The 20,289-nt window shown below is 72.3% G+C and carries 19 protein-coding genes and 2 tRNA genes; 13 read left to right on the top strand and 8 right to left on the bottom strand.

Features of this window, described 5'->3' with window-relative positions:
* From ESG85_RS25100 to ESG85_RS25090, 3 genes are all read left to right on the top strand, one after another.
* On the top strand, nt 1–1,018 hold a 1,018-nt coding region (locus ESG85_RS25100; RefSeq protein WP_181019104.1), incomplete at its 5' end, for an AIM24 family protein.
* 14 nt (nt 1,019–1,032) lie between these two features.
* Nucleotides 1,033–1,713 carry an AIM24 family protein gene (locus ESG85_RS25095; protein WP_128983026.1) on the top strand — a complete coding sequence of 227 codons (681 nt, stop codon included), beginning with the start codon at nt 1,033–1,035 and terminating at the stop codon, nt 1,711–1,713.
* A 17-nt stretch (nt 1,714–1,730) separates the two neighbouring features.
* Nucleotides 1,731–2,486 (top strand): AIM24 family protein, encoded by a 756-nt coding sequence (locus tag ESG85_RS25090; RefSeq protein WP_128983024.1) that lies wholly within the window; start codon nt 1,731–1,733, stop codon nt 2,484–2,486.
* Between the two features lie 150 nt (nt 2,487–2,636).
* Here the strand turns inward: ESG85_RS25090 and ESG85_RS25085 are convergent, their stop codons facing one another.
* Nucleotides 2,637–3,158, bottom strand: a complete 522-nt coding sequence (locus ESG85_RS25085; RefSeq protein WP_128983022.1) for an NUDIX hydrolase — start codon at nt 3,156–3,158, stop codon at nt 2,637–2,639.
* Nucleotides 3,155–4,645: a zinc-dependent metalloprotease gene (locus ESG85_RS25080; protein ID WP_128983020.1), complete on the bottom strand. Its 1,491-nt coding sequence runs from the start codon at nt 4,643–4,645 to the stop codon at nt 3,155–3,157. The genes ESG85_RS25085 and ESG85_RS25080 overlap by 4 nt, the downstream gene beginning before the upstream one ends.
* A gap of 281 nt (nt 4,646–4,926) precedes the next feature.
* Between ESG85_RS25080 and ESG85_RS25075 the strand changes: the two genes are divergently transcribed.
* The 4 genes from ESG85_RS25075 to ESG85_RS25060 all read left to right on the top strand — a co-directional run bounded on the left by ESG85_RS25075 (nt 4,927) and on the right by ESG85_RS25060 (nt 8,154).
* Nucleotides 4,927–6,036 carry an SDR family oxidoreductase gene (locus ESG85_RS25075; RefSeq protein ID WP_128983018.1) on the top strand — a complete coding sequence of 370 codons (1,110 nt, stop codon included), beginning with the start codon at nt 4,927–4,929 and terminating at the stop codon, nt 6,034–6,036.
* 79 nt (nt 6,037–6,115) lie between these two features.
* Nucleotides 6,116–6,586: a molybdenum cofactor biosynthesis protein MoaE gene (locus ESG85_RS25070; protein WP_128983016.1), complete on the top strand. Its 471-nt coding sequence runs from the start codon at nt 6,116–6,118 to the stop codon at nt 6,584–6,586.
* A 171-nt stretch (nt 6,587–6,757) separates the two neighbouring features.
* Nucleotides 6,758–7,009, top strand: a complete 252-nt coding sequence (locus ESG85_RS25065) for a hypothetical protein (RefSeq protein ID WP_128983014.1) — start codon at nt 6,758–6,760, stop codon at nt 7,007–7,009.
* A 56-nt stretch (nt 7,010–7,065) separates the two neighbouring features.
* Nucleotides 7,066–8,154: a YlbL family protein gene (locus ESG85_RS25060; protein WP_128983012.1), complete on the top strand. Its 1,089-nt coding sequence runs from the start codon at nt 7,066–7,068 to the stop codon at nt 8,152–8,154.
* Between the two features lie 15 nt (nt 8,155–8,169).
* On the opposite strand, the gene ESG85_RS25055 is transcribed toward ESG85_RS25060, so the two are convergent.
* Nucleotides 8,170–8,724: a PPA1309 family protein gene (locus ESG85_RS25055; protein WP_128983010.1), complete on the bottom strand. Its 555-nt coding sequence runs from the start codon at nt 8,722–8,724 to the stop codon at nt 8,170–8,172.
* Nucleotides 8,725–8,867: 143 nt separating this feature from the next.
* Here ESG85_RS25055 and ESG85_RS25050 point away from each other — a divergent pair, with 143 nt between their 5' ends.
* The 4 genes from ESG85_RS25050 to ESG85_RS25035 all read left to right on the top strand — a co-directional run bounded on the left by ESG85_RS25050 (nt 8,868) and on the right by ESG85_RS25035 (nt 14,508).
* Nucleotides 8,868–11,882: a UPF0182 family membrane protein gene (locus tag ESG85_RS25050; RefSeq protein ID WP_128983046.1), complete on the top strand. Its 3,015-nt coding sequence runs from the start codon at nt 8,868–8,870 to the stop codon at nt 11,880–11,882.
* 45 nt (nt 11,883–11,927) lie between these two features.
* Nucleotides 11,928–12,001 (top strand) — tRNA-Met (locus ESG85_RS25045).
* A gap of 203 nt (nt 12,002–12,204) precedes the next feature.
* Nucleotides 12,205–14,166 carry a tetratricopeptide repeat protein gene (locus ESG85_RS25040; RefSeq protein WP_128983008.1) on the top strand — a complete coding sequence of 654 codons (1,962 nt, stop codon included), beginning with the start codon at nt 12,205–12,207 and terminating at the stop codon, nt 14,164–14,166.
* A gap of 268 nt (nt 14,167–14,434) precedes the next feature.
* Nucleotides 14,435–14,508, top strand: a tRNA-Met gene (locus ESG85_RS25035).
* Between the two features lie 153 nt (nt 14,509–14,661).
* On the opposite strand, the gene ESG85_RS25030 is transcribed toward ESG85_RS25035, so the two are convergent.
* Entirely contained in the window at nt 14,662–15,081 is a 420-nt protein-coding gene (locus ESG85_RS25030) for a Fur family transcriptional regulator (RefSeq protein WP_128983006.1), read from the bottom strand.
* 124 nt (nt 15,082–15,205) lie between these two features.
* Between ESG85_RS25030 and ESG85_RS25025 the strand changes: the two genes are divergently transcribed.
* Complete coding sequence (locus ESG85_RS25025) at nt 15,206–16,657, top strand: catalase (RefSeq protein ID WP_128983004.1); 1,452 nt, start codon at nt 15,206–15,208, stop codon at nt 16,655–16,657.
* Nucleotides 16,658–16,767: 110 nt separating this feature from the next.
* Here the strand turns inward: ESG85_RS25025 and ESG85_RS25020 are convergent, their stop codons facing one another.
* Together ESG85_RS25020 and hisN are read right to left on the bottom strand one after the other, a co-directional pair.
* Nucleotides 16,768–17,154 carry a CBS domain-containing protein gene (locus ESG85_RS25020; RefSeq protein WP_128983002.1) on the bottom strand — a complete coding sequence of 129 codons (387 nt, stop codon included), beginning with the start codon at nt 17,152–17,154 and terminating at the stop codon, nt 16,768–16,770.
* 188 nt (nt 17,155–17,342) lie between these two features.
* Nucleotides 17,343–18,137 (bottom strand): histidinol-phosphatase, encoded by a 795-nt coding sequence (gene hisN, locus ESG85_RS25015; RefSeq protein WP_128983000.1) that lies wholly within the window; start codon nt 18,135–18,137, stop codon nt 17,343–17,345.
* A gap of 106 nt (nt 18,138–18,243) precedes the next feature.
* On the opposite strand from hisN, the gene ESG85_RS25010 reads away from it, so the two are divergent.
* Entirely contained in the window at nt 18,244–18,897 is a 654-nt protein-coding gene (locus tag ESG85_RS25010) for a TetR/AcrR family transcriptional regulator (RefSeq protein ID WP_128982998.1), read from the top strand.
* Here the strand turns inward: ESG85_RS25010 and ESG85_RS25005 are convergent.
* Together ESG85_RS25005 and rsgA are read right to left on the bottom strand one after the other, a co-directional pair.
* The gene (locus ESG85_RS25005) at nt 18,789–19,112 is read right to left on the bottom strand and encodes a DMT family transporter (protein ID WP_128982996.1); all 324 of its coding nucleotides are present in this window, start codon (nt 19,110–19,112) and stop codon (nt 18,789–18,791) included. The two genes, ESG85_RS25010 and ESG85_RS25005, sit on opposite strands and share 109 nt — an antisense overlap.
* 163 nt (nt 19,113–19,275) lie before the next feature.
* The gene (rsgA, locus tag ESG85_RS25000; RefSeq protein ID WP_128982994.1) at nt 19,276–20,286 is read right to left on the bottom strand and encodes a ribosome small subunit-dependent GTPase A; all 1,011 of its coding nucleotides are present in this window, start codon (nt 20,284–20,286) and stop codon (nt 19,276–19,278) included.
* Nucleotides 20,287–20,289: the final 3 nt, after the last annotated feature.

Raw genomic sequence — 20,289 nt, 5'->3', positions numbered from 1 at the left:
GCCCGCCCCGGCGGCTCCCGCGCCTCCGGTGCACGCCGCCCCGACGATGGCCGCGCCCATGGCGCCCGCGCCCCAGGCCCCGCAGCCGCCCCAGGCCCCCGCCCCGGCCCCCGGCCCGTACGGCCAGCCGCCGCAGCAACCGCAGTACGGCCAGGTGCCCGGCCAGGTCCCGGGCCAGACGCCGCCGTACGGCGCGCCCGCGCCGTACGGACAGCCCGCCCCGGGCCCGTACGGACAGCAGCCGCCGGCGTACGGTCAGCAGCCGCCGTACGGTCAGGCTCCCGACCAGTTCCCGCAGCAGCCGGGCGTGCCGCAGGGCATGCCCCAGGGCGCGCCGGCCGGCGGCGCCGGGCTCGCCGCCGCGCTCGCCGCCGCGCTCGCGCCGTTCAAGGAGACCGCGACCGGTGTCCGCTGGGCGCCGCAGAACCAGCAGCTGATGCGGGTCGACCTGGCCATGGGCGGCGTTCCCGTCCTCGCCCGGCAGGGCTCCATGGTCATGTACCAGGGCAAGGTCGACTTCTCCTACAAGGGAGCCGGTTTCGCCGGCCGGATCGTCGGCAACGCCACCGGCCAGGAGATGCAGCTGATGCGCTGCACCGGCCGCGGCCAGGTCTTCCTCGCCGAGGAAGGCGCCCATCTGCACCCGATCGAGCTCCAGGGCGACGCCATCTGCGTCTCCGCGGAGAACGTGCTCGCCTTCGACGAGTCGCTGCAGCACGAGGTCCGGCGCATCGAGGGCCACGGCATCCCCGGCGGCGCCCTGTTCACCATGCAGTTCCAGGGCACGGGCACCGTCGTCGTGAAGACCCACGGCATCCCGGTCGTGCTGCCGGTCACGCCGACCACCTTCGCCGACTGCAACGCCGTCGTCGCCTGGTCGGCCGCCTCCCAGGTCGTCCTCTCCAGCCAGGTCAGGCTGCGCCGCAACGCGTACCCGGGCCACAGCGGGGAGACCGTGAACCTGCAGTTCCGGGGAGCCCCCGGCAACTTCATCGTCGTCCAGCCCTACGAGGTCTGAGGGAGCCCGGAACCATGAACCAGCAACTCGCGGGCTACGCCCCGACCCCGATCACGGCCCGGATGGAGAACCACGGCCGCTCCATGCTGAAGGTCGCCATGGCCTCCGGCCAGGACCTGTACGCGCGCACCGGCTCGATGGTCGCCTACGAGGGCTTCGTCACCTACGAGCCCAACCCGCCCGCCGTCCGCCAGGTCGCCCAGGCCTGGCTGACCGGCGAGGGCGCGCCCATCATGAAGTGCTCCGGCGACGGGCTGCTCTACCTCGCCGACTACGGTGCCGACGTCGTCGTGATCAACCTCCAGAACGACGCGATCTCCGTGAACGGCACCAATGTGCTCGCCTTCGACGCCCACCTCCAGTGGGGCGTGGAGCGGGTCAAGGGGCTCGCCAAGTTCGCCGGGCAGGGCCTGTTCAACGTGCAGATCGCGGGCACCGGCTGGGTCGCCCTCACCTCCCGCGGCACGCCGGTCGTCGTCGACTGCGGACGCGGCGAGGACGAGACGTACGTCGACCCGGACGCGCTCGTCGCCTGGTCGCCGACCCTGAAGGTGAAGGGCAAGCGCAGCTTCAAGGCCGGTTCGCTCATCGGGCGGGGCAGCGGCGAGGCGTACCAGATGGCCTTCTCGGGCCAGGGCATCGTCGTCGTACAGCCGAGCGAGGACAGCACCGACCGCCTGCGGGTCCGGGGCTGAGGGGGAGCGAGAACACCATGCAGAGCCCGCTTTTCAACTACGCCGACCAGCAGAGCCAGGACCGCTACGTCGTCCAGAACCCGCAGCTGCTGCGGGTCACCCTGGGCGGCTCGGACGACATCCTGGCCCGCAAGGGCGCGATGGTCGCCTACCAGGGCCTCGTCGACTTCGACGGCGAGTACCAGAGCGCGAACCAGCGCCGGGCCCGTGCCCGCACCGGTGAGGGCCTCGACCTGATGCGCTGCTCCGGGCAGGGCACGGTCTACTTCGCCAACCTCGCCCAGTACATCCACGTCGTGGACGTCGAGCAGGAGGGTCTGACCGTCGACAGCTCGTACGTCCTGGCGCTCGACTCGACGCTGCACACCGAGGTCATCGCCGTGGACAGCCAGTACGGCATCTCCGGCTCCGGCAAGTACCAGCTGAACATCTCCGGCCGCGGCAAGGTCGCCCTGATGACCTCGGGCCAGCCGCTGATGATGCAGGTCACGCCGGACAAGTACGTCAGCGTGGACGCGGACGCCATCGTCGCCTGGTCCACCGGCCTGCGGGTGCAGATGCAGGCGCAGACGGTCAACAGCAGCGTCATGCGCCGGCGCGGCAACACCGGCGAGGGCTGGGAGCTCAGCTTCCTCGGCCAGGGCTTCGCCCTCGTGCAGCCCAGTGAGGTCATGCCGCCGCAGAACGCCGCTCTCGGACAGGGCGCCGCCGCCCAGTTCGGCGTCGGCCAGCACGGCGCGCGGGCCCAGAACCAGAACAACGCCTGGAACTGAGCCACGGCACGCAGAGGCCGCACGCAGGCCCCGCGCAGGGGTCGCAGGCAGGCCACGGGCAGAGGCCACGCAGGCCACACGTAAGGGGCGGTCGCCATGGCGACCGCCCCTTACCGTCGCGCCACCCGGAGGCGCTTCCGCGTCGCCCGCTCAGAGGCGCCTCAGCGTGCCCTCCAGGAGCCGCACCACCGACGTGTCCGCCACCGCGGCCACCTCGTCGTACGCGAACCAGCGCAGGTCCAGCGACTCGTCGCTGATCTCCGCCGCCGCCCCGGCCGGGGCCAGCGCCGCGTACTGCACGTCCAGGTGCCAGTGGCACGGCGCCGGGATCGGATGCCGGTCGAGCCGCACCGGGCCGCCGGGCAGCAGGCTCAGGCCCGCGATGCCGGACTCCTCCGTGGCCTCGCGCAGCGCCGCCGCCTCGACCGTCGGGTCGCCCGGCTCGCAGTGGCCGCCCATCTGCAGCCACATGTTCAGCTTCCGGTGCAGGGTGAGGAGGACCTGTCCGCGCGTCGGGTCGATCACCAGCGCGCTGCTGGTGAGGTGCCCGGCCGTGCACGGCTTGTACATGCCGTCCTCGTGCTCCGCCAGGTGCTCCAGATAGACGTCACGGAGCTCCGGCTGGTCCGCGTACCCCTTGAGCACCAGGACCGCGTCGTCGTACAGGCTCACTTCTCGGTGTCGTCCTTGTCGTCCTTGTCGTCCTTGTCGTTCGTGTCGCCCTGACCGTCCTGGCCGTCCGCGGAGGTGTCCGCGGAGCGGCCCTGCGCGGCCTCGCCGAGCATCTTGTCGAGCTCGGAGAAGTCCATGTGCTCGCGGTGCACGAAGCCGTCCGGATCGTCCAGGTCGGTCGCCGTCGGCAGCATGTCCGGGTGCTCCCACAGGCCGTCACGGCCGTCCACACCGCGCGCGTCGGTGAGCGAGGCCCACAGCCGGGAGGCGTCCCGCAGCCGGCGCGGACGCAGCTCGAGGCCGATCAGCGTGGCGAAGGTCTGCTCGGCCGGACCGCCGGTCGCCCGGCGCCGGCGCAGCGTCTCACGCAGCGCGTCCGCCGAGCTCAGCCGGGACTTCGCGGCCTCGTGGACCACCGCGTCCACCCAGCCCTCGACGAGGGCCAGCGCCGTCTCCAGACGGGCCAGGGCCGCCTTCTGCTCCGGCGTGTCCTCCGGCTGGAACATGCCCTGCTGGAGTGCCTCCTGCAGCTGCTCGGGGTGGGTCGGGTCCAGCTGCCCCACCGCCTCCTCCAGCTTGGAGGTGTCGACCTTGATGCCGCGGGCATAGCCCTCGACCGCGCCGAACAGGTGCGAGCGCAGCCACGGCACGTGCGCGAAGAGCCGCTGGTGGGCGGCCTCGCGCAGGGCCAGGTAGAGCCGGACCTCGTCCGCGGGGACACCCAGGTCCTTGCCGAAGGCCGCCACGTTCAGCGGCAGCAGCGCCGCCTTGCCGGCCGGGCCGAGCGGCAGGCCGACGTCGGTCGAGCCGACGACCTCGCCCGCGAGCACGCCCACGGCCTGCCCGATCTGCTGCCCGAACATGGCGCCGCCCATGGAGCGCATCATGCCGATCAGCGGGCCCGCCATGGCCTGCATCTCCTGCGGCAGCACGTCGCCCATCGCCGAGCCGACCCGCTCGGCGACCGGGTCGACCAGCTGCTTCCAGGCGGGCAGGGTCGCCTCGACCCACTCGGCGCGGCTCCACGCCACCGCGGTGCCCGCCCCGGAGGGCAGCGACGTCACCTGGTCCAGCCACAGGTCGGCCAGGCGCACCGCCTCCTCGACCGCGGCCTTCTCGGCGGGGCCGACACTGGCGTCCTTGGTGCCGTCGGCCGTGCCCTGGGAGACGACCTGGCGGGCGATCTGCTTGGCCATGTCCCAGTTGACCGGGCCGCCCTCGTAGCTGAGCATCTGGCCGAGCTGCTGGAAGGCCGCGCCCAGGTCCTGGGGGTTCAGGTTGCCGAACATCGCGGCGAACGGATTGTCCGCGCCGCCGGGGCCGCCCATGCCCGGCATGGCGAAGCCGAACGGGTTCGCCCCGAACGGGTTGCCGCCGCCCTGGCCTCCGGACCCCTGGCCACCTCCGGCGGGGTCCTTCTTCTTGCCTTCGTCGCCGTTCTCCGGCTCCTCCGGCGGAAGGCCGAATCCGAATGGGGTGTCACTCACAGGTTTCCTCGGCTCGTCAGGCCGTCGGCTCCTGCCGACGGCGGGCTCTCGGCTCGGCTCGCCTCCCCGACTCCACACCACCAGCGTAGGTGGTGGGCCACCGGTCGGACCGGCTCGCGGCGGCGCCGCACGGTCCGGCCCGACCGGCGGGCCACCACGTGACATCCGCACCGGATCCGGGCTCGGTGCCCCGCCGGGCCGTGGCCTGGGGCAGGATGGACGCCACCTGGTACGTACGCGTCATTCGGGTACGTACTGAAGACAACCGCTGGAGACGCCCGGTGAGTTCCCCTGACCCTCAGGTTCGCGCAGCGCGAAACCACTCAACCCGGTCCGCCGCGCGCGGCCCCGTCGTCGCGGTCACCGGCGCCGCGTCCGGCGTCGGCGACCTGCTGACCCGGCGCCTCGCCGAGTCCGACGAGGTCAAGCAGGTCGTCGCGATCGACGAACGCCGGGGCGAGGTGTCCGGGGCGCAGTGGCACATCCTCGACGTGCGCGACCCGGCCATCGCCGAGAAGCTGCGCGGCGCGGACGTCGTGGTGCACCTCGCGGTCGACCTCGACCTGGAGACCGACACGGCCGCGCGCACCGCGTACAACGTGCGCGGCACCCAGACCGTGCTGACCGCCGCGGCCGCCGCCGGCGTGCACCGGGTCGTGCTGTGCACCTCGGCCATGGTCTACGGCGCGCTGCCCGACAACGACATCCCGCTGTCCGAGGACGCCGAGCTGCGGGCCACCGCCGAGGCCACCGGCGTCGGCGACCTCCTGGAGATCGAGCGGCTCGCCCGCCGCGCCCCGCGCGCCCACCCCGGTCTGAACGTGACGGTGGTCCGGCCCGCGGTCCTCGTCGGCGGCACGGACACGGCGCTGACCCGCTACTTCGAGTCGCCGCGGCTGCTCGTCGTCGCCGGATCGCGCCCCACCTGGCAGTTCTGCCACGTCGACGACCTGGTCAGCGCGCTGGAGTACGCGGCCCTGGAGAAGGTCGACGGCGAGTTCGCGGTCGGCTGCGACGGCTGGCTCGAGCAGGAGGAGGTCGAGGAGCTCTCCGGCATCCGGCGCATGGAGCTGCCCTCGGCCGTCGCCCTGGGCGCGGCGGCCCGGCTGCACCGCATCGGCCTCACCCCGTCCCCGGCCGGTGACCTCGCCTACACGATGCACCCGTGGGTGGTCAGCGTCGGGCGACTGCACGACGCGGGCTGGCGGCCGCAGTGGACCAACGAGGAGGTGCTCGCCGCGCTCCTGGAGGAGGTGCAGGGCCGGCACACGGTCGCCGGCCGCCGCCTCGGCCGCAAGGACGCCACGGCGGCGGGCGCCGCGGGCGCGACGGTGGCCCTGCTGGGCACGGCGGCCCTGGTCCGGCAGATGCGGAAGCGGCGCGGCCTGTAGGACCCTCCTACGGAGGGTCGCGCGCCCCCGGCGGAAAGCGCTATTCCGCGCTGTCCGTGCCGTACGGCACGATGGAGCCATGGCAGAGAACCACGCCCACGGCGACCACCCCGGCGAGCGGGCCGCGGACGACCCCATCAAGCTCCTCGCGATCCGGGACACCCCGCTCTCGGTCGACGAGGTCTTCCGTGCGGTCGGCGACGACGCGGCGGGCGGCACGACCCTGTTCGTGGGCACGGTGCGCAACCACGACGGCGGCGCCGACGTGGACGCGCTGGGCTACTCCTGCCACCCCAGCGCCGAGGCCGAGCTGCGCCGCGTCGCGGAGAAGGTCGTCGCGGACTACCCGGTCCGCGCCCTGGCCGCCGTCCACCGGGTGGGTGACCTCCGTGTGGGTGACCTCGCGGTCGTCGTCGCCGTCTCCTGCCCGCACCGCGGCGAGGCCTTCGAGGCCTGCCGCAAGCTGATCGACGACCTGAAGCACGAGGTCCCGATCTGGAAGCACCAGAAGTTCTCGGACGGCACCGAAGAGTGGGTCGGCGCCTGCTGAGCCTCCGCTTCTCGGGCGTACGGCACGCACGCTTCCTGGCAAGGCGCCACGCCGACGGGCCGTAGCCGAAGGCCCGATTTGCGTAACCGGCCCCCTCGCGTGAGCGTTGATTCCGCGGATGACTAATCTGCTGATCAACTCACTCGTGACCCTTGGGGATGGGAGGTCGAGATGGCAGTGCTGGCTTGGCTGTTGATTCCGCTTTTCGCCGTCGTCGGCGCGGCGATATGGGGAAGCTGGGCTTCACGGAACAAGACGATCGGCGACGTCGCCGAACTCGCGGGCTACGCGCGCTTCCGGGACGCCATGGAGCGTTCCCACACCGTCACCGCCGGCACCTCCACCGGCTCCGCTCCCGCTGCCGCCGCGTCCGCTTCGGCGCTGCCCGAGCGTGAGGCCGCCCCGGCCACCACCACCGGCTGATCACGTACGGACCGCCCCAGGGGTGCACTCACGGACCGGTCCCGTACTGTCGTTCCATGCCACGCCGCACCGCGACGATGCTCGCCTCCACCCTGGTCCTGATCACGCTGCTCTGCGTCGGCGTCCTCATCCCGGTCCCGTACTCGGAGATGAGCCCCGGCCCCACCGTGAACACCCTCGGCGAAGCGCGTGGCGAGCCGGTCCTGCAGATCTCGGGCCACAAGACGTACCCGACCGACGGCCACCTCAACATGACGACGGTCCGGGTCACCGGAGCGGACTACCGGATGAACGCGGTCGAGGCCGTCTACGGCTGGCTGGCCCACGACAGCGTCGTCGTCCCGCACGACACCCTCTACCCGGACGGCAAGACCGAGGAGGAGTCGAGCCAGGAGAACGCCGAGGAGTTCAGCCAGTCCCAGGAGAGCGCCAAGGTCGCCGCCCTCCGGCAGCTGAACATCCCGGTGACCACCCGGGTGGTCGTCGCCACCGTCGTCAAGGGCACTCCCGCCGAGGGCAGGCTGCACGCGGGCGACGTCATCCGCGCCGTGGACGGCGTGGCCGTCAAGGAGCCCGGCGACGTGGCCAAGCAGGTCACGAAGCGCGAGCCCGGCCAGGACGTGGTCTTCACGATCGTCCCCGCCAAGGCGGCCGCCGCTGCGGAGAAGGCCCACAAGGACGCCACCGAGACCGAGAAGGTCGTCATCACGACCGCGAAGGCGAAGGAGGGCGACCGGGCGATCGTCGGCATCCAGGCCGGCACCGACCACGTCTTCCCGTTCACCATCGACATCAAGCTCGCCGACGTCGGCGGCCCCAGCGCCGGCCTGATGTTCGCCCTCGGCATCATCGACAAGCTCACCCCGGACGCGATCACCGGCGGCAGGTTCATCGCCGGCACCGGCACCATCGACGACAAGGGCAAGGTCGGCCCGATCGGCGGCATCGAGATGAAGCTGGTCGGCGCGCGCCGGGCGGGCGCCGAGTACTTCCTGACGCCCGCCGACAACTGCCCGGCAGCGGCCTCCGACACGCCCGCCGGCCTCACCCTGATCAAGGTCGACACCATCGACGACGCGACGGCGTCGCTCGAGAAGCTGCGCAAGGGCGACACGAAGTCGCTGCCCAGCTGCTCGGCGGGCTGACGCGCTGACCCGGCCCTACGACTCGAAGGTCGCCGCCAGCGCGTCCGCGAGGCCCGGCACCAGGTCGGGGCCGGTGAGCACCTCGGTCGGCGAGTCCTTCTCGCGCAGCCGGATCGCGGCCTCCCGGGCCCCGTCCCGCAGCACCGCGACCGTCATCCGGACCTCCTGACGGTCCGGGTGGCGGGACACCCACTTGGCGAGCTGGGCCTCGTTCAGGTCCTTCGGGACGGTCGCCTCGGCCGACGGCGGCAGCATCTGCCGCTCGACGGTGAGCGCGCAGCCGGCCACGGCGTCGGGCCAGGCGATGGTGCCGAGGAACTCGTCGAGCGGCTTGCCGGGCGGCAGCTCGTCCTGCTCGATCGGCGTGTACGTGGTGGCGGCGGCGTCACCGGCACCCAGCTGGGAGGCGAGGCCGGGCGCCTGCGCGCGCAGGCGGGCGGTGTCGACCAGGGCGAACAGCCGGGCCGGCCGGTCCCAGCCGAGGCCCGAGGCGTACTCGTCGATCTCGAGCACGGCACGGGTGAGGGGGCTCGCGGCCATCGGAGGGCCGGAGGGGGAAAGGTTGGACATGACCAATATCCTGCCTCCTCTTCCCCCGAAGACGGGAACTAGGTAAAGCCTCAGTAAGTTGCATCAGTGGGCTCTACGATCGCGGAGCCTGCTTATGACGCATACGACGCATCGACCTCGAGGGGCGCACGTTGGCTTTCCAGATGCCGGACCGCGGAGGCGGCACAGGTCCTTCCGGGCCAAGAATCAGAGTCGGCCGGCCGTCGCGGCGTGCCCGTACGCTGCTGATGACGCTGGGCGTCCTGGCGGTCCTCGGCATGGCGTTCGTGATGTTCGCCGGGTTCTGGACGGACTGGCTGTGGTTCCGCTCGGTCCAGTACTCGTCCGTGTTCACCACCACCCTGTGGACCAAGATCGGCCTGTTCCTGGTCTTCGGCCTGCTGATGGGTCTCGCCGTCGGCCTGAACATCTGGCTGGCGTACCGGCTGCGGCCGCCGCTGAGCGCGATGTCGCTGGAGCAGCAGAGCCTCGACCGGTACCGGATGGGTCTCGCGCCCTTCAAGAAGTGGGTGCTGCTCGCGATCACCGCCCTGATCGGCCTGATCGCCGGTGCCTCCGCCTCCGGGCAGTGGCGCACCTGGCTGATGTGGGTGAACGGGGTCCAGTTCGGCGAGAAGGACCCGCAGTTCCAGCTCGACGTCGCGTTCTACGCGTTCGACCTGCCCTGGTACCGGTTCCTGCTGGCGTTCGGCTTCGCCGCGGCCGTCCTGTCGCTGATCGCCGCCGCCCTGACGCACTACCTGTACGGCGGGCTGCGGATCACCAGCCCGGGCGCCCGCGCGACGGCCGCCGCGACCGGGCACCTCTCGGTGCTGCTCGGCGTGTTCGTCTCCCTGAAGGCGGTGGCGTACTGGCTCGACCGGTACGGCCTGGCGGTGAAGTCCAGTGACTTCAAGGCCACCGGCAACTGGACCGGTCTGCGCTACGTGGACGCCAACGCGTACCTGCCGGCGAAGACGATCCTGTTCTGCATCGCCGTGATCTGCGCGGTGCTGTTCTTCGCGACGCTGTGGCGGCGCACCTGGCAGCTGCCGGTGATCGGCTTCGGCCTGATGGTGCTGTCGGCGATCCTGATCGGCGGCCTGTACCCGGCGATCGTCCAGAAGTTCCAGGTCCAGCCGAACGAGCAGGCCAAGGAAGCGCCGTACATCCAGAAGAACATCGACGCGACCCGCAAGGCCTACGCGATCGACGCGGCGAAGGCCGAGGACTACTCGGGCAAGTCGACGGTGAAGGCGAAGGACCAGCTGCGCGCCGACGCGGACACCGCGGCCAGCTACCGGCTGATCGACCCGAACGTCGTCTCGCCGACGTTCCAGCAGCTGGAGCAGAAGCGGAAGTACTACCAGTTCCCGCTCACCCTGGACGTCGACCGCTACAGCGGCAAGGACACCGTCGTCGGTCTGCGTGAGCTCAACATCAAGGGCATCCCGAAGCGGAACTGGATCAACGACCACTTCACCTACACGCACGGCTACGGCGCCATCATGGCGACCGGCACCCAGACGGACGCCAACGGCTCCCCGGTCTTCACGGAGCAGGGTCTGCCGACCACCGGCATGCTGCCGAAGTACGAGCAGCGCGTCTACTACGGCGAGAAGACCGACCAGTACTCGATCGTGGGCGGGCCCCAGAAGGAGCTCGACTACGAGGACAACGGCGAGAAGACCACCAGCTACCAGGGTGACAGCGGGGTCAGCCTCTCCAGCGCCTTCAACCGGGCGGCGTACGCGGTCGCGTTCAGCGAGCCGCAGATCCTGTACTCGGGAGCCATCGGCGAGGGTTCGCGGATCCTCTACAACCGCACGCCCAAGGAGCGGGTCGAGGCCGTCGCGCCGTGGCTGACCATCGACGGCGACGCCTACCCGGCGGTCGTCGACGGCCGGATCCAGTGGATCGTCGACGCGTACACCACGACCAACGGCTACCCGTACGCCTCGCGCACCACGCTGGGCGAGAGCACGGCGGACGCCCTGACGGTCGGCAACCAGCAGCGCGCGGTCGTCGCCCAGCAGAACCAGGTCAACTACATCCGCAACTCGGTGAAGGCCACTGTCGACGCCTACGACGGCACGGTGCACCTCTACCAGTGGGACACCCAGGACCCGGTCCTGAAGACGTGGATGAAGGCGTTCCCCGGCACGGTCAAGGAGCGGTCCGCGATCAAGCCGGAGCTGCTCGCGCACCTGCGCTACCCGCAGGACATGTTCAAGGTCCAGCGCGAGCTGCTGACCCGCTACCACGTGCAGGACCCGGCGCAGTTCTACAGCGGCTCGGACGCCTGGCAGGTGCCGGACGACCCGACGAACAAGGACGGCAACGCGGTCCCGCCGTACTACCTGAGCATCAAGCTGCCCGGGGACCCGGCGCAGAAGTTCTCGCTGACGACGACGTTCACGCCGAACGGACGGCCCAACCTGGGCGCGTTCATGGCGGTGGACGCCGACGCCAACAGCAAGGACTACGGCCGGATAAGGCTGCTGTCGGTCACGGAGGACGTGCCGGGACCCGAGCAGGTGCAGAACAAGCTCAACAGCCTGCCGCAGGTGGCGACCTTCGTCCGTGACATGAAGGGCGCCGACTCCGACATCATCTACGGCAACCTGCTGACGGTCCCGCTGGACGGCGGCTTCCTCTACGTGGAGCCGGTGTACGCGCAGGGCCGCAACGCGCAGTACCCGTTGCTGAAGAAGGTCGCGGTGTCCTACGTGGACGCGGACCAGCCGAAGGGTGACACCACCAAGGACACCACGGTGTTCGAGGACAACCTGACGGCCTCGCTGAACGCGGTGTTCGGGGTCAGGGGCGCGGAGCCGCCGGCGCCGCAGCCGCCGGGCACCAAGCCGCCGACGCAGCCGACCACGAACGACGCGGCGCTCAAGCAGGCCATCGCGGACGCGCAGAAGGCGTTCGACGACGGCGAGGCCGCCCTGCAGAAGCAGGACTGGGCGGCCTACGGCAAGGCCCAGCAGGACCTGCAGGAGGCGCTCCAGCGAGCCGCCGACGCCGGGGCGAAGCTCCAGGCCCCGGCCGCCGGCACGGGCGGCGCCAAGCCCACGCCGCAGGCGAGCGCGAGCCCGCCGTCGGCGCCCGGCGCCTCGGCGTCCCCGAGCCCGTCCGCGACCCCGAGCCCGTCGGCGGGTCAGGGCAGCGGATAACCGGTCAGAGCTTCACCCCGCGTCGTGATACGGTTGCGTTACCGACGCGGGGTGGAGCAGCTCGGTAGCTCGCTGGGCTCATAACCCAGAGGTCGCAGGTTCAAATCCTGTCCCCGCTACTCAGAACGAGGGCCCGAATCCATAAGGATTCGGGCCCTCGGCGTGTGTCCGGAGGCGTGACGGGCCCGAAGAGCGGTAGGGATGGGGCGAGTTGGTGTGAGACGTGTTTGACTTGTCTCTCTGTGGGCATGTCGACAAAACGCTGAAGTGACCTCACTGGCTGCGGTATACCAGGTGTACGCGGGTTGCGGGTGGTGCGACGATGGTATTTATGGGGGACAGGGCAACTCTGTTGGAGACAGGGCGGTTTGTGCAGCGGCATGCCGGAAACGCCGCAGACGAGATCATCGAGGCCGCGGAGGCCGTCGATGCGGCCGTCGACACCACCGCCGACCAGGAGACCGAGGCCGAGACCGAAGCCCGCCACCGCCTCGCCGCCGAGAAGGGCGACCCCGCGTCCATGAGCGTCCTGGGCGCACTGCTGCTGCGCCGCGGCGACCTGGACGGCGCCGAGCCGTATCTGCGCGGCGCCACCGCACAGGGCGACCGCGCCGCCGCCAACAACCTGGGCGTCCTGCTGCACCAGCGCGGCTACCCGGACGAGGCCGCCGGCTGGTGGCGGGTCGCCGCCGTCGCCGGCTCCGCGCCGGCCGCCCACGCGCTCGGCCGGCACCACCGCGAGCGCGGCGACGAACCCGCCGCCGAGTACTGGCTGCGCCAGGCCGCCGAGCAGGGCCACGCCCTCGGCGCGTACGCCCTCGCCGACCTCCTGGAGCACCGCAGCGACGTCGGCGCCGAGCGCTGGCTGCGCGCCGCCGCCGAGCAGGGCCACCGGGAGGCCGCGTACCGGCTCGCGCTCGCCCTGGAGCGGCGGGCCACCGAACCCTCCCGCGGCCCCCACTCCTACGACACGGGCACCGGGGCGCGCCCGGGTGCCCGCACCCCCACCGGCCCGGCCGCGGGCGGCGAAGGGCCGCTCGTGGCCGCGGGCGGCGCCCCTCAGGGCGACGCCGTCGGCCTCGCCGAGGCCGAGCAGTGGTTCCGGCAGGCCGCGGCGCGCGGGCACCGCCGGGCCGCCCTCCACCTCGGGGCGATCCTGGAGAAGCGCGGCGAGCTCAAGGAAGCCGGCCGCTGGTACCTGTCCTCCGCCAAGGACGGCGAGGCCAGGGCCGCCTGCGCGCTGGGCTTCCTGCTGCGCGACGCCGGGGACGAGGAGAGCGCCGCCGTGTGGTGGCTGCGGGCCGCGCAGGACGGCGACGGCAACGCCGCCAACGCGCTCGGCGCGCTGCACGCCGCCCGCGGCGAGCAGCAGACCGCCGAGCGCTGGTACCGCGCCGCCATGGACGCGGGCGACGTGAACGGCGCCTACAACCTCGGGCTGCTGTGCGCCGCCCAGGACCGGACCGCGCAGGCCGAGCAGTGGTACCGGCGCGCCGCGTACGCCGGCCACCGCGAGGCGGCCAACGCGCTCGCCGTGCTGCTGCTCCAGGCCGGGGACGCCAACGGCGCCGAGCCGTGGTTCTCCAAGGCGGCCGAGGCCGGCAGCGTCGACGCCGCCTTCAACCTGGGCATCCTCTACGCCGGCCGCGACGACGACCGGACCGCGCTCACCTGGTACGAGCGGGCGGCCGCCGCCGGGCACACCGAGGCCGCCCTGCAGGTCGGCATCGCGCGCCTGCGCGACGGCGACGAGCAGGCCGCCGAGCGCCACCTGCGGTGCGCGGCGGGCGGCGGCAGCGCCGAGGCCGCCTACCGGCTGGCCACCGTCCTCGACGCGCGCCGTCCGGCCCCCGGTCCCGCGGTCCTCGGCGCGCCGCGCGAGGAGAAGAGCGAGTGCGAGGAGTGGTACGAGCGGGCCGCCGAGCAGGGCCACCGGCGCGCCCAGGTCCGGGTCGGCATGCTCGCCGCCGCCCGGGGCGACATCGAGGAGGCGGCCCGCTGGTACCGGGAGGCGGCCGAGGCCGGCTCCCGCAACGGCGCCTTCAACCTCGGCCTGCTGCTCGCCCGCGAGGGCGCGGAGCGCGAGGCCGCCCTGTGGTGGACCCGCGCCGCCCACGCCGGCCACGGCCGCGCCGCGCTGCGGCTCGCGCTGCTGGCGGCCCGGCGCGGCGAGCTCACCGAGGGCCGCCGCTGGTGCGACCGCGCGGTCGAGCTGGGCCCGGCGGAGGTGGCGGAACGCGCGGCACGGCTGAGCGAGGCGCTGCACCAGGAGCTGACGGCCTGAGGTGACGTCATGAGGCGATCGCCTGAGGTGCCGGCCCGAGCTGATGGCCTGAGGCGACGGCCTGAGGCGACGGCCTGAGCTGGTGGGGTGCGGGTTGACGGGACGGGCCGACCGCCCCGGCCTCGTGGCAGGCGGCTCGCCGCGTACGTGTGCGCGTGCGCGTCCGTCGCGTACACGCGGCGTGCTCGGGCGTAACGCGGCTCACATGGTTCACCTGGTTAACCGATTTGCTCTGCTCCGAACGGTCCCGTAAGGTGGTGTTCACCGACGCGGGGTGGAGCAGCTCGGTAGCTCGCTGGGCTCATAACCCAGAGGTCGCAGGTTCAAATCCTGTCCCCGCTACTCAGTAGCACGAAGGCCCGGATCGTTTCGACGATCCGGGCCTTCGTCGTTCCCGGACGTCCGGGCGATGCGCGTGCGTGTGCGGTGTAGGGGCGCACGGAAAAGGCCCCGCCGTGCGGCGGGGCCTTTTCGCGAAGGGTGCGGGAGACGACCTCAGGCGGTCGTCGCGCAGCTCGGGCAGATGCCCCGGTAGGTGACCTCGACGTCCGAGACCGTGAAGCCGAAGCGCTCGGTGACGGGGAGGTCCGCCAGCGGGTCGCCCGCCGGGTGGACGTCACGGATCGCGCCGCAGCGGGCGCAGACCAGGTGCTGGTGCGGCCGGTGCGCGTTCGGGTCGTACCGCTTGGCGCGGCCGTCCGTCGCGACCTCCAGCACCTCGCCGAGCGTGACCATCTCGCCCAGCGTGTTGTAGACGGTCGCCCGCGAGATCTCGGGCAGGCGCTCCACGGCGCGGGCGTGGACCTCGTCGGCGGTCAGGTGCACATGGTCGCCGTCCAGCACCTCGGCCACGACGCGGCGCTGCGCGGTCATCCGCCAGCCGCGGCCGCGCAGTCGTTCCAACAGGTCACTCATGGGAGTCAGGGTAACAGTCGCCGCGGACGAGTCCCGAATCGGTGTGACTTTGGATGTTCACTTGACTTAGACAAAGTCCATCGTAGGATCGAGTCGGGCAAGGCGACGACAGGAGAGACGCACCATGACGCAGGGACCGCTCACGACGGAGGCCGGGGCACCGGTCGCGGACAACCAGAACAGCGAGACGGCGGGCCCCGGCGGACCGGTCCTCGTCCAGGACCAGCACCTGCTGGAGAAGCTCGCCCACTTCAACCGCGAGCGGATCCCGGAGCGCGTGGTGCACGCCCGCGGCGCCGGCGCCTACGGCACCTTCACCGTGACCGCCGACGTCACGCGGTACACCCGGGCGAAGTTCCTCTCCGAGGTCGGCAAGCAGACCGAGACCTTCCTGCGCTTCTCCACCGTCGCCGGCAGCCTGGGCGCGGCCGACGCCGTGCGCGACCCGCGCGGCTGGGCGCTGAAGTTCTACACCGAGGAGGGCAACTACGACCTCGTCGGCAACAACACGCCGGTCTTCTTCATCCGGGACGCCATCAAGTTCCCCGACTTCATCCACACCCAGAAGCGCGACCCGTACACCGGCTCGCAGGAGGCCGACAACGTCTGGGACTTCTGGGGCCTGAGCCCCGAGTCCACGCACCAGGTGACCTGGCTCTTCGGCGACCGCGGCATCCCCGCCTCGTACCGCCACATGAACGGCTACGGCTCGCACACCTACCAGTGGAACAACGAGGCCGGCGAGGTCTTCTGGGTCAAGTACCACTTCAAGACCGACCAGGGCATCAGGAACCTCACCCAGGCCGAGGCGAACAAGCTGGCCGGCGAGGACCCGGACTCCCACCAGCGCGACCTGCGCGAGGCCATCGAGCGGGGCGAGTTCCCGAGCTGGACCGTGCAGGTCCAGATCATGCCCGCGGCCGACGCGGCGACCTACCGCTTCCATCCCTTCGACCTCACCAAGGTGTGGCCGCACGCGGACTACCCGCCGATCGAGATCGGCAGGCTGGAGCTCAACCGCAACCCGCGGAACGTCTTCGCCGAGGTCGAGCAGTCGATCTTCAGCCCCGCGCACTTCGTGCCCGGCATCGGCCCGTCCCCGGACAAGATGCTCCAGGGCCGCCTCTTCGCCTACGGCGACGCCCACCGCTACCGCGTCGGCATCAACGCCGACCACCTGCCGGTGAACCGCCCGCGCGCCACCGAGGCCCGCACCCATGGGCGTGACGGCTTCCTCTACGACGGCCGGCACGGCGGCGCCAGGAACTACGAGCCCAACAGCTTCGGCGGCCCGCAGCAGACCGGCCGCCCGCTGTGGGAGCCACTGCCGGTGACCGGCGCGACGGGCGGCCACCCGACGCCCGCGCACGCCGAGGACGACGACTTCCGGCAGGCCGGCGACCTCTACCGGCTCATGGCCGAGGACGAGAAGGGCCGCCTGGTCGACAACCTGGCCGGCTTCATCGCCAAGGTCTCGCGCGACGACATCGCCGAGCGCGCGATCGGCAACTTCCGCAAGGCGGACGAAGACTTCGGCAAGCGGCTGGACGCCGCGGTCCAGGCCCTGCGCGGCTGACGGCCGCCGCCGTAGGTGAAGAGGGCCGGGCCTCCCGTATCCGTACGGGGGCCCGGCCCTCTCGCGTGTCCGGGCGCGCCGCGTGGCGGGCGTCCGCGGGTGGTGGGGCGTCAGGCGGCGCTGTGCACCGGGAGCCAGCAGCGGATGATGTCGCGTACGGAGACGATGCCGACCGGCCCGTGGTCGTCGAGCACCACGAGATGGCGGAAGCCGCCGCGGGTCATCGCCTCCGCGGCCTCCTCCAGGGTCCAGGTCGGGGCGGCGAAGACGACGTCCCGGGTGGTGTGGGCGTCGGCGGTCTCGTGGTCGGGATTCCGGTCGGTGCCGAGGGCGTTGAGGACGTCGCGTTCGGTCAGGATGCCGAATCCGCCGGCATCACCGTCCTGGACGACGGCCGCGCCGACGCGCCGCGCCGACATCAGCCGCGCCGCCTGACGGAGCGTATGGGCCGGGCCGATGGTGAGGATGACGGTGCTCATGGCGTCGCGGACGAGCATGGAGGGGACCACCTCCGAATCGGTGACTTCGAGAACTCTTTCACAAGTTCACAAAGGGGGGAGTCTCAGAGTGACACCAGGACGAGGACCCAACAAGAGGGCGCGCAGGGTGAGTCGACGGCGTGCGCCGTCGCACGCCCGGGCGCGCCGTAGTCGCGCCCGCGCCGCACGCGATGCCGTACGGGCCCTCAGCCGCCCAGGTAGCTGAGCAGCTCCCCGTGCAGCAGGCCGTTGGAAGCCGCCGCGTTTCCGCTGTGCGGGCCGTGGCGGCCGTCGAGTCCGGTGTACGTGCCGCCCGCCTCCTGGACGACGATCGCGACCGCCGCCATGTCCCACAGCGACAGCTCCGGCTCCGCGCAGATGTCCACCGAGCCCTCGGCGACCATCATGTACGGCCAGAAGTCGCCGTACGCCCGGGTCCGCCACACCGCGCGGCTGAGGTCGAGGAAGCCGTCGAGCCGGCCGCGCTCCTCCCAGCCGGTCAGGCTGGAGTACGCGAACGAGGCGTCCTCCAGACGGCCGACCTTCGACACCCCGATGCGGGTCGCCGAGGCCAGGCTGCGGCCGGTGTACGCGCCGAGCCCCTTCGCCGCCCACCAGCGCCGGCCGAGCGCGGGCGCCGAGACCACGCCCACCACCGGCTGGAAACCGGTCTCGCCGGCCTCCATCAGCGCGATCAGGGTCGCCCACACGGGCACCCCGCGCACGTAGTTCTTGGTGCCGTCGATCGGGTCGACCACCCAGCGGCGCGGGCCCGTGCCCTGCACGCCGTACTCCTCGCCCAGGATCGCGTCGCGCGGCCTGGCGCGCTGCAGCTGCCCGCGGATCAGCTCCTCCGCGGCCTTGTCCGCCTCGCTCACCGGCGTCATGTCGGGCTTCGTCTCGACCTTCAGGTCGAGCGCCTGGAACCGGTCCATCGTGGCCGCGTCCGCGGCATCCGCGAGGACATGGGCGAGACGCAGATCGTCGTGGTAATCGGCCATGGTCGAAACTCTATCCCCCGAAGAAGCGTCGGCCCGCGGCGGCCCTTGACACTGCGTGGCCGCCCGTCAACGCTGAGGCAGGAACCGATCCGGCTGGGAGGCGACGATGCCGACTGCCCGAGAGACCCTGCTCGACACGGCCCTCGCGGCACTCGCCGCGCTGCCCTGGTCCGCCGTGCGGATGGTCGACGTGGCCGCCCGCGCCCGGGTCTCACGCCAGACCCTCTACAACGAGTTCGGCAGCAAGGAAGGGCTCGCCCGCGCCCTCGTCCGGCGCGAGGCCGACCTCTACCTCCGCGGCGTCGAGGCCGCGCTCGCCCGGCCCGGGCCACCCGCGCACCGGCTGGTGGCCGCCGCCGAATGGACCGTCGCCGCGGCCGCCGCCCGGCCCGTCATGCGCGCCCTGCTCACCGGCGCCTGGGGCGAGCGGCTGCCCGCGCCGCGGCCCGCGCGCGGCGGGACCCGCGCCGCCGTACCGGAACAGCGTCGCGCCGACGCCGGGGTGCCGTCACCGGGCGAACTGCTGCTCCAGGCCAGGGACCGGGCCGTGGCTCTGCTCGCGGAGGACACCGTGACCGCCGCCCGCGGCTGCGAGCTGACGCTGCGGCTCGCCCTGTCGTACGTGGTCGCCGGGGCGGACGCGGCGCGGACTCAGTGCGCCGAGCCGGACAGCTGGAGGCCGATCACCCCGGCGATCACCAGCGTGATCGAGACGATCTTGAGCGTGGACACCACGTCGCCGAGGAAGACCATCCCGTAGATCGCGGTCCCCGCCGCGCCGATACCGGTCCACACCGCGTACGCCGGACCCACGTCCAGCTTGCGCAGCGCCAGGGTCAGCAGACCGAAGCTGCCGAGCGCGAAGGCCGCGAAGGCGATGGTCGGCCAGAGCCGCGTGAAGCCGTGGGAGAGCTTCAGGCACACCGCGAACCCGGTCTCCAGCAGCCCGGCGACCACCACCAGCAGCCACGCCATCGTCAGTGCCTCCCACGCCGTCGGTGACTGCTTCGTCGCACTTGGTGCGATTATGCACTTGCCAGGCGCCCGCGCCCGCAAACGTGCGCGAGACGGGCGAACGCGCCGCCGGCGTCCCACCCGGCGCCCCGGCCGCTCCCTCCGCGGTGGCCCCGTCGACCGCTCAGTCGCCCTCGCGGCGCTCGCGGGTCGCGAGCAGCCGGCGCAGCGACAGCAGCCGGGCCGGATCCGCGTGGCCCTCCGCCACCCACGCGTCGAGCGCGCAGTCCGGCTCGTCGTGGCTGCACGCCCGCGGGCACTCCTCGGTGCCCGGCTCCAGGTCCGGGAAGGCGTGGATGACCCGGGCCGGGTCGACGTGGTGCAGCCCGAAGGACCGCACGCCCGGCGTGTCGATGACCCAGCCGTCCGCCTTGTCCAGCGGCAGCGCGAGCGCCGAGGTCGTGGTGTGCCGGCCGCGGCCCGTCACCGCGTTCACATGGCCGGTGACCCGCCGCCGCTCCTCCGGCACCAGCGCGTTCACCAGCGTCGTCTTGCCCACGCCCGAGTGCCCCACGAACGCGGTCACCCGGTCGCCCAGGTACTCGCGCACCCGGTCCGCCGCGCCGCCGTCGTACAGCTCCTCGCGGTTGACGACGACGTACGGGATGTCCAGGTCGCCGTACAGCTCCAGGAGCGCCGACGGCGGTGCCAGGTCGGACTTCGTCAGCACCAGGAAGGGCGAAAGCCCGCCGTCGTAGGCCGCGACCAGACAGCGGTCGATCAGCCGCGGACGCGGCTCCGGATCGGCGAGCGCCGTCACGATCGCCAGCTGGTCCGCATTGGCGACGACCACCCGCTCGAACGGGTCGTCGTCGTCCGCGGTCCGGCGCAGCACCGAACTGCGCTCGCCGATCCGCACGATCCGGGCGAGGGTGTCCTTCTCCCCGGACAGGTCGCCCACCAGGGAGACCCGGTCGCCGACCACGGCGGCCTTGCGGCCCAGCTCGCGCGCCTTCATCGCCATCACGACCCGGTCGTCGACGAGGCAGGTCAGCCGGCCGCGGTCGACGGTGAGGACCATGCCCTCCTCGGCGTCCTCGTGCTTGGGCCGGATGCTGGTACGGGGGCGGGTGCCCTTGCGGTTGGGCCGCTGGCGGATGTCGTCCTCGTCGGTGTGCTTCCCGTAACGCCGCATGGC

This window comes from Streptomyces roseicoloratus (assembly GCF_004117935.1).
Classification (GTDB): domain Bacteria; phylum Actinomycetota; class Actinomycetes; order Streptomycetales; family Streptomycetaceae; genus Streptomyces; species Streptomyces roseicoloratus.
Note: the sequence above shows the minus strand (reverse complement) of the source record. Positions and strands in the feature narration are given on the sequence as shown.

Coding starts and splice junctions, on each gene's coding strand:
- hisN (WP_128983000.1), bottom strand. CDS start 18,137: ATGGCCGATTACCACGACGATCTGCGTCTCGCCCATGTCCTCGCGGAT.
- ESG85_RS25040 (WP_128983008.1), top strand. CDS start 12,205: ATGGTATTTATGGGGGACAGGGCAACTCTGTTGGAGACAGGGCGGTTT.
- ESG85_RS25020 (WP_128983002.1), bottom strand. CDS start 17,154: ATGCTCGTCCGCGACGCCATGAGCACCGTCATCCTCACCATCGGCCCG.
- ESG85_RS25090 (WP_128983024.1), top strand. CDS start 1,731: ATGCAGAGCCCGCTTTTCAACTACGCCGACCAGCAGAGCCAGGACCGC.
- ESG85_RS25005 (WP_128982996.1), bottom strand. CDS start 19,112: ATGGCGTGGCTGCTGGTGGTGGTCGCCGGGCTGCTGGAGACCGGGTTC.
- ESG85_RS25050 (WP_128983046.1), top strand. CDS start 8,868: ATGCCGGACCGCGGAGGCGGCACAGGTCCTTCCGGGCCAAGAATCAGA.
- ESG85_RS25030 (WP_128983006.1), bottom strand. CDS start 15,081: ATGAGTGACCTGTTGGAACGACTGCGCGGCCGCGGCTGGCGGATGACC.
- ESG85_RS25095 (WP_128983026.1), top strand. CDS start 1,033: ATGAACCAGCAACTCGCGGGCTACGCCCCGACCCCGATCACGGCCCGG.
- ESG85_RS25060 (WP_128983012.1), top strand. CDS start 7,066: ATGCCACGCCGCACCGCGACGATGCTCGCCTCCACCCTGGTCCTGATC.
- ESG85_RS25025 (WP_128983004.1), top strand. CDS start 15,206: ATGACGCAGGGACCGCTCACGACGGAGGCCGGGGCACCGGTCGCGGAC.
- rsgA (WP_128982994.1), bottom strand. CDS start 20,286: ATGCGGCGTTACGGGAAGCACACCGACGAGGACGACATCCGCCAGCGG.
- ESG85_RS25010 (WP_128982998.1), top strand. CDS start 18,244: ATGCCGACTGCCCGAGAGACCCTGCTCGACACGGCCCTCGCGGCACTC.
- ESG85_RS25055 (WP_128983010.1), bottom strand. CDS start 8,724: ATGTCCAACCTTTCCCCCTCCGGCCCTCCGATGGCCGCGAGCCCCCTC.
- ESG85_RS25065 (WP_128983014.1), top strand. CDS start 6,758: ATGGCAGTGCTGGCTTGGCTGTTGATTCCGCTTTTCGCCGTCGTCGGC.
- ESG85_RS25070 (WP_128983016.1), top strand. CDS start 6,116: ATGGCAGAGAACCACGCCCACGGCGACCACCCCGGCGAGCGGGCCGCG.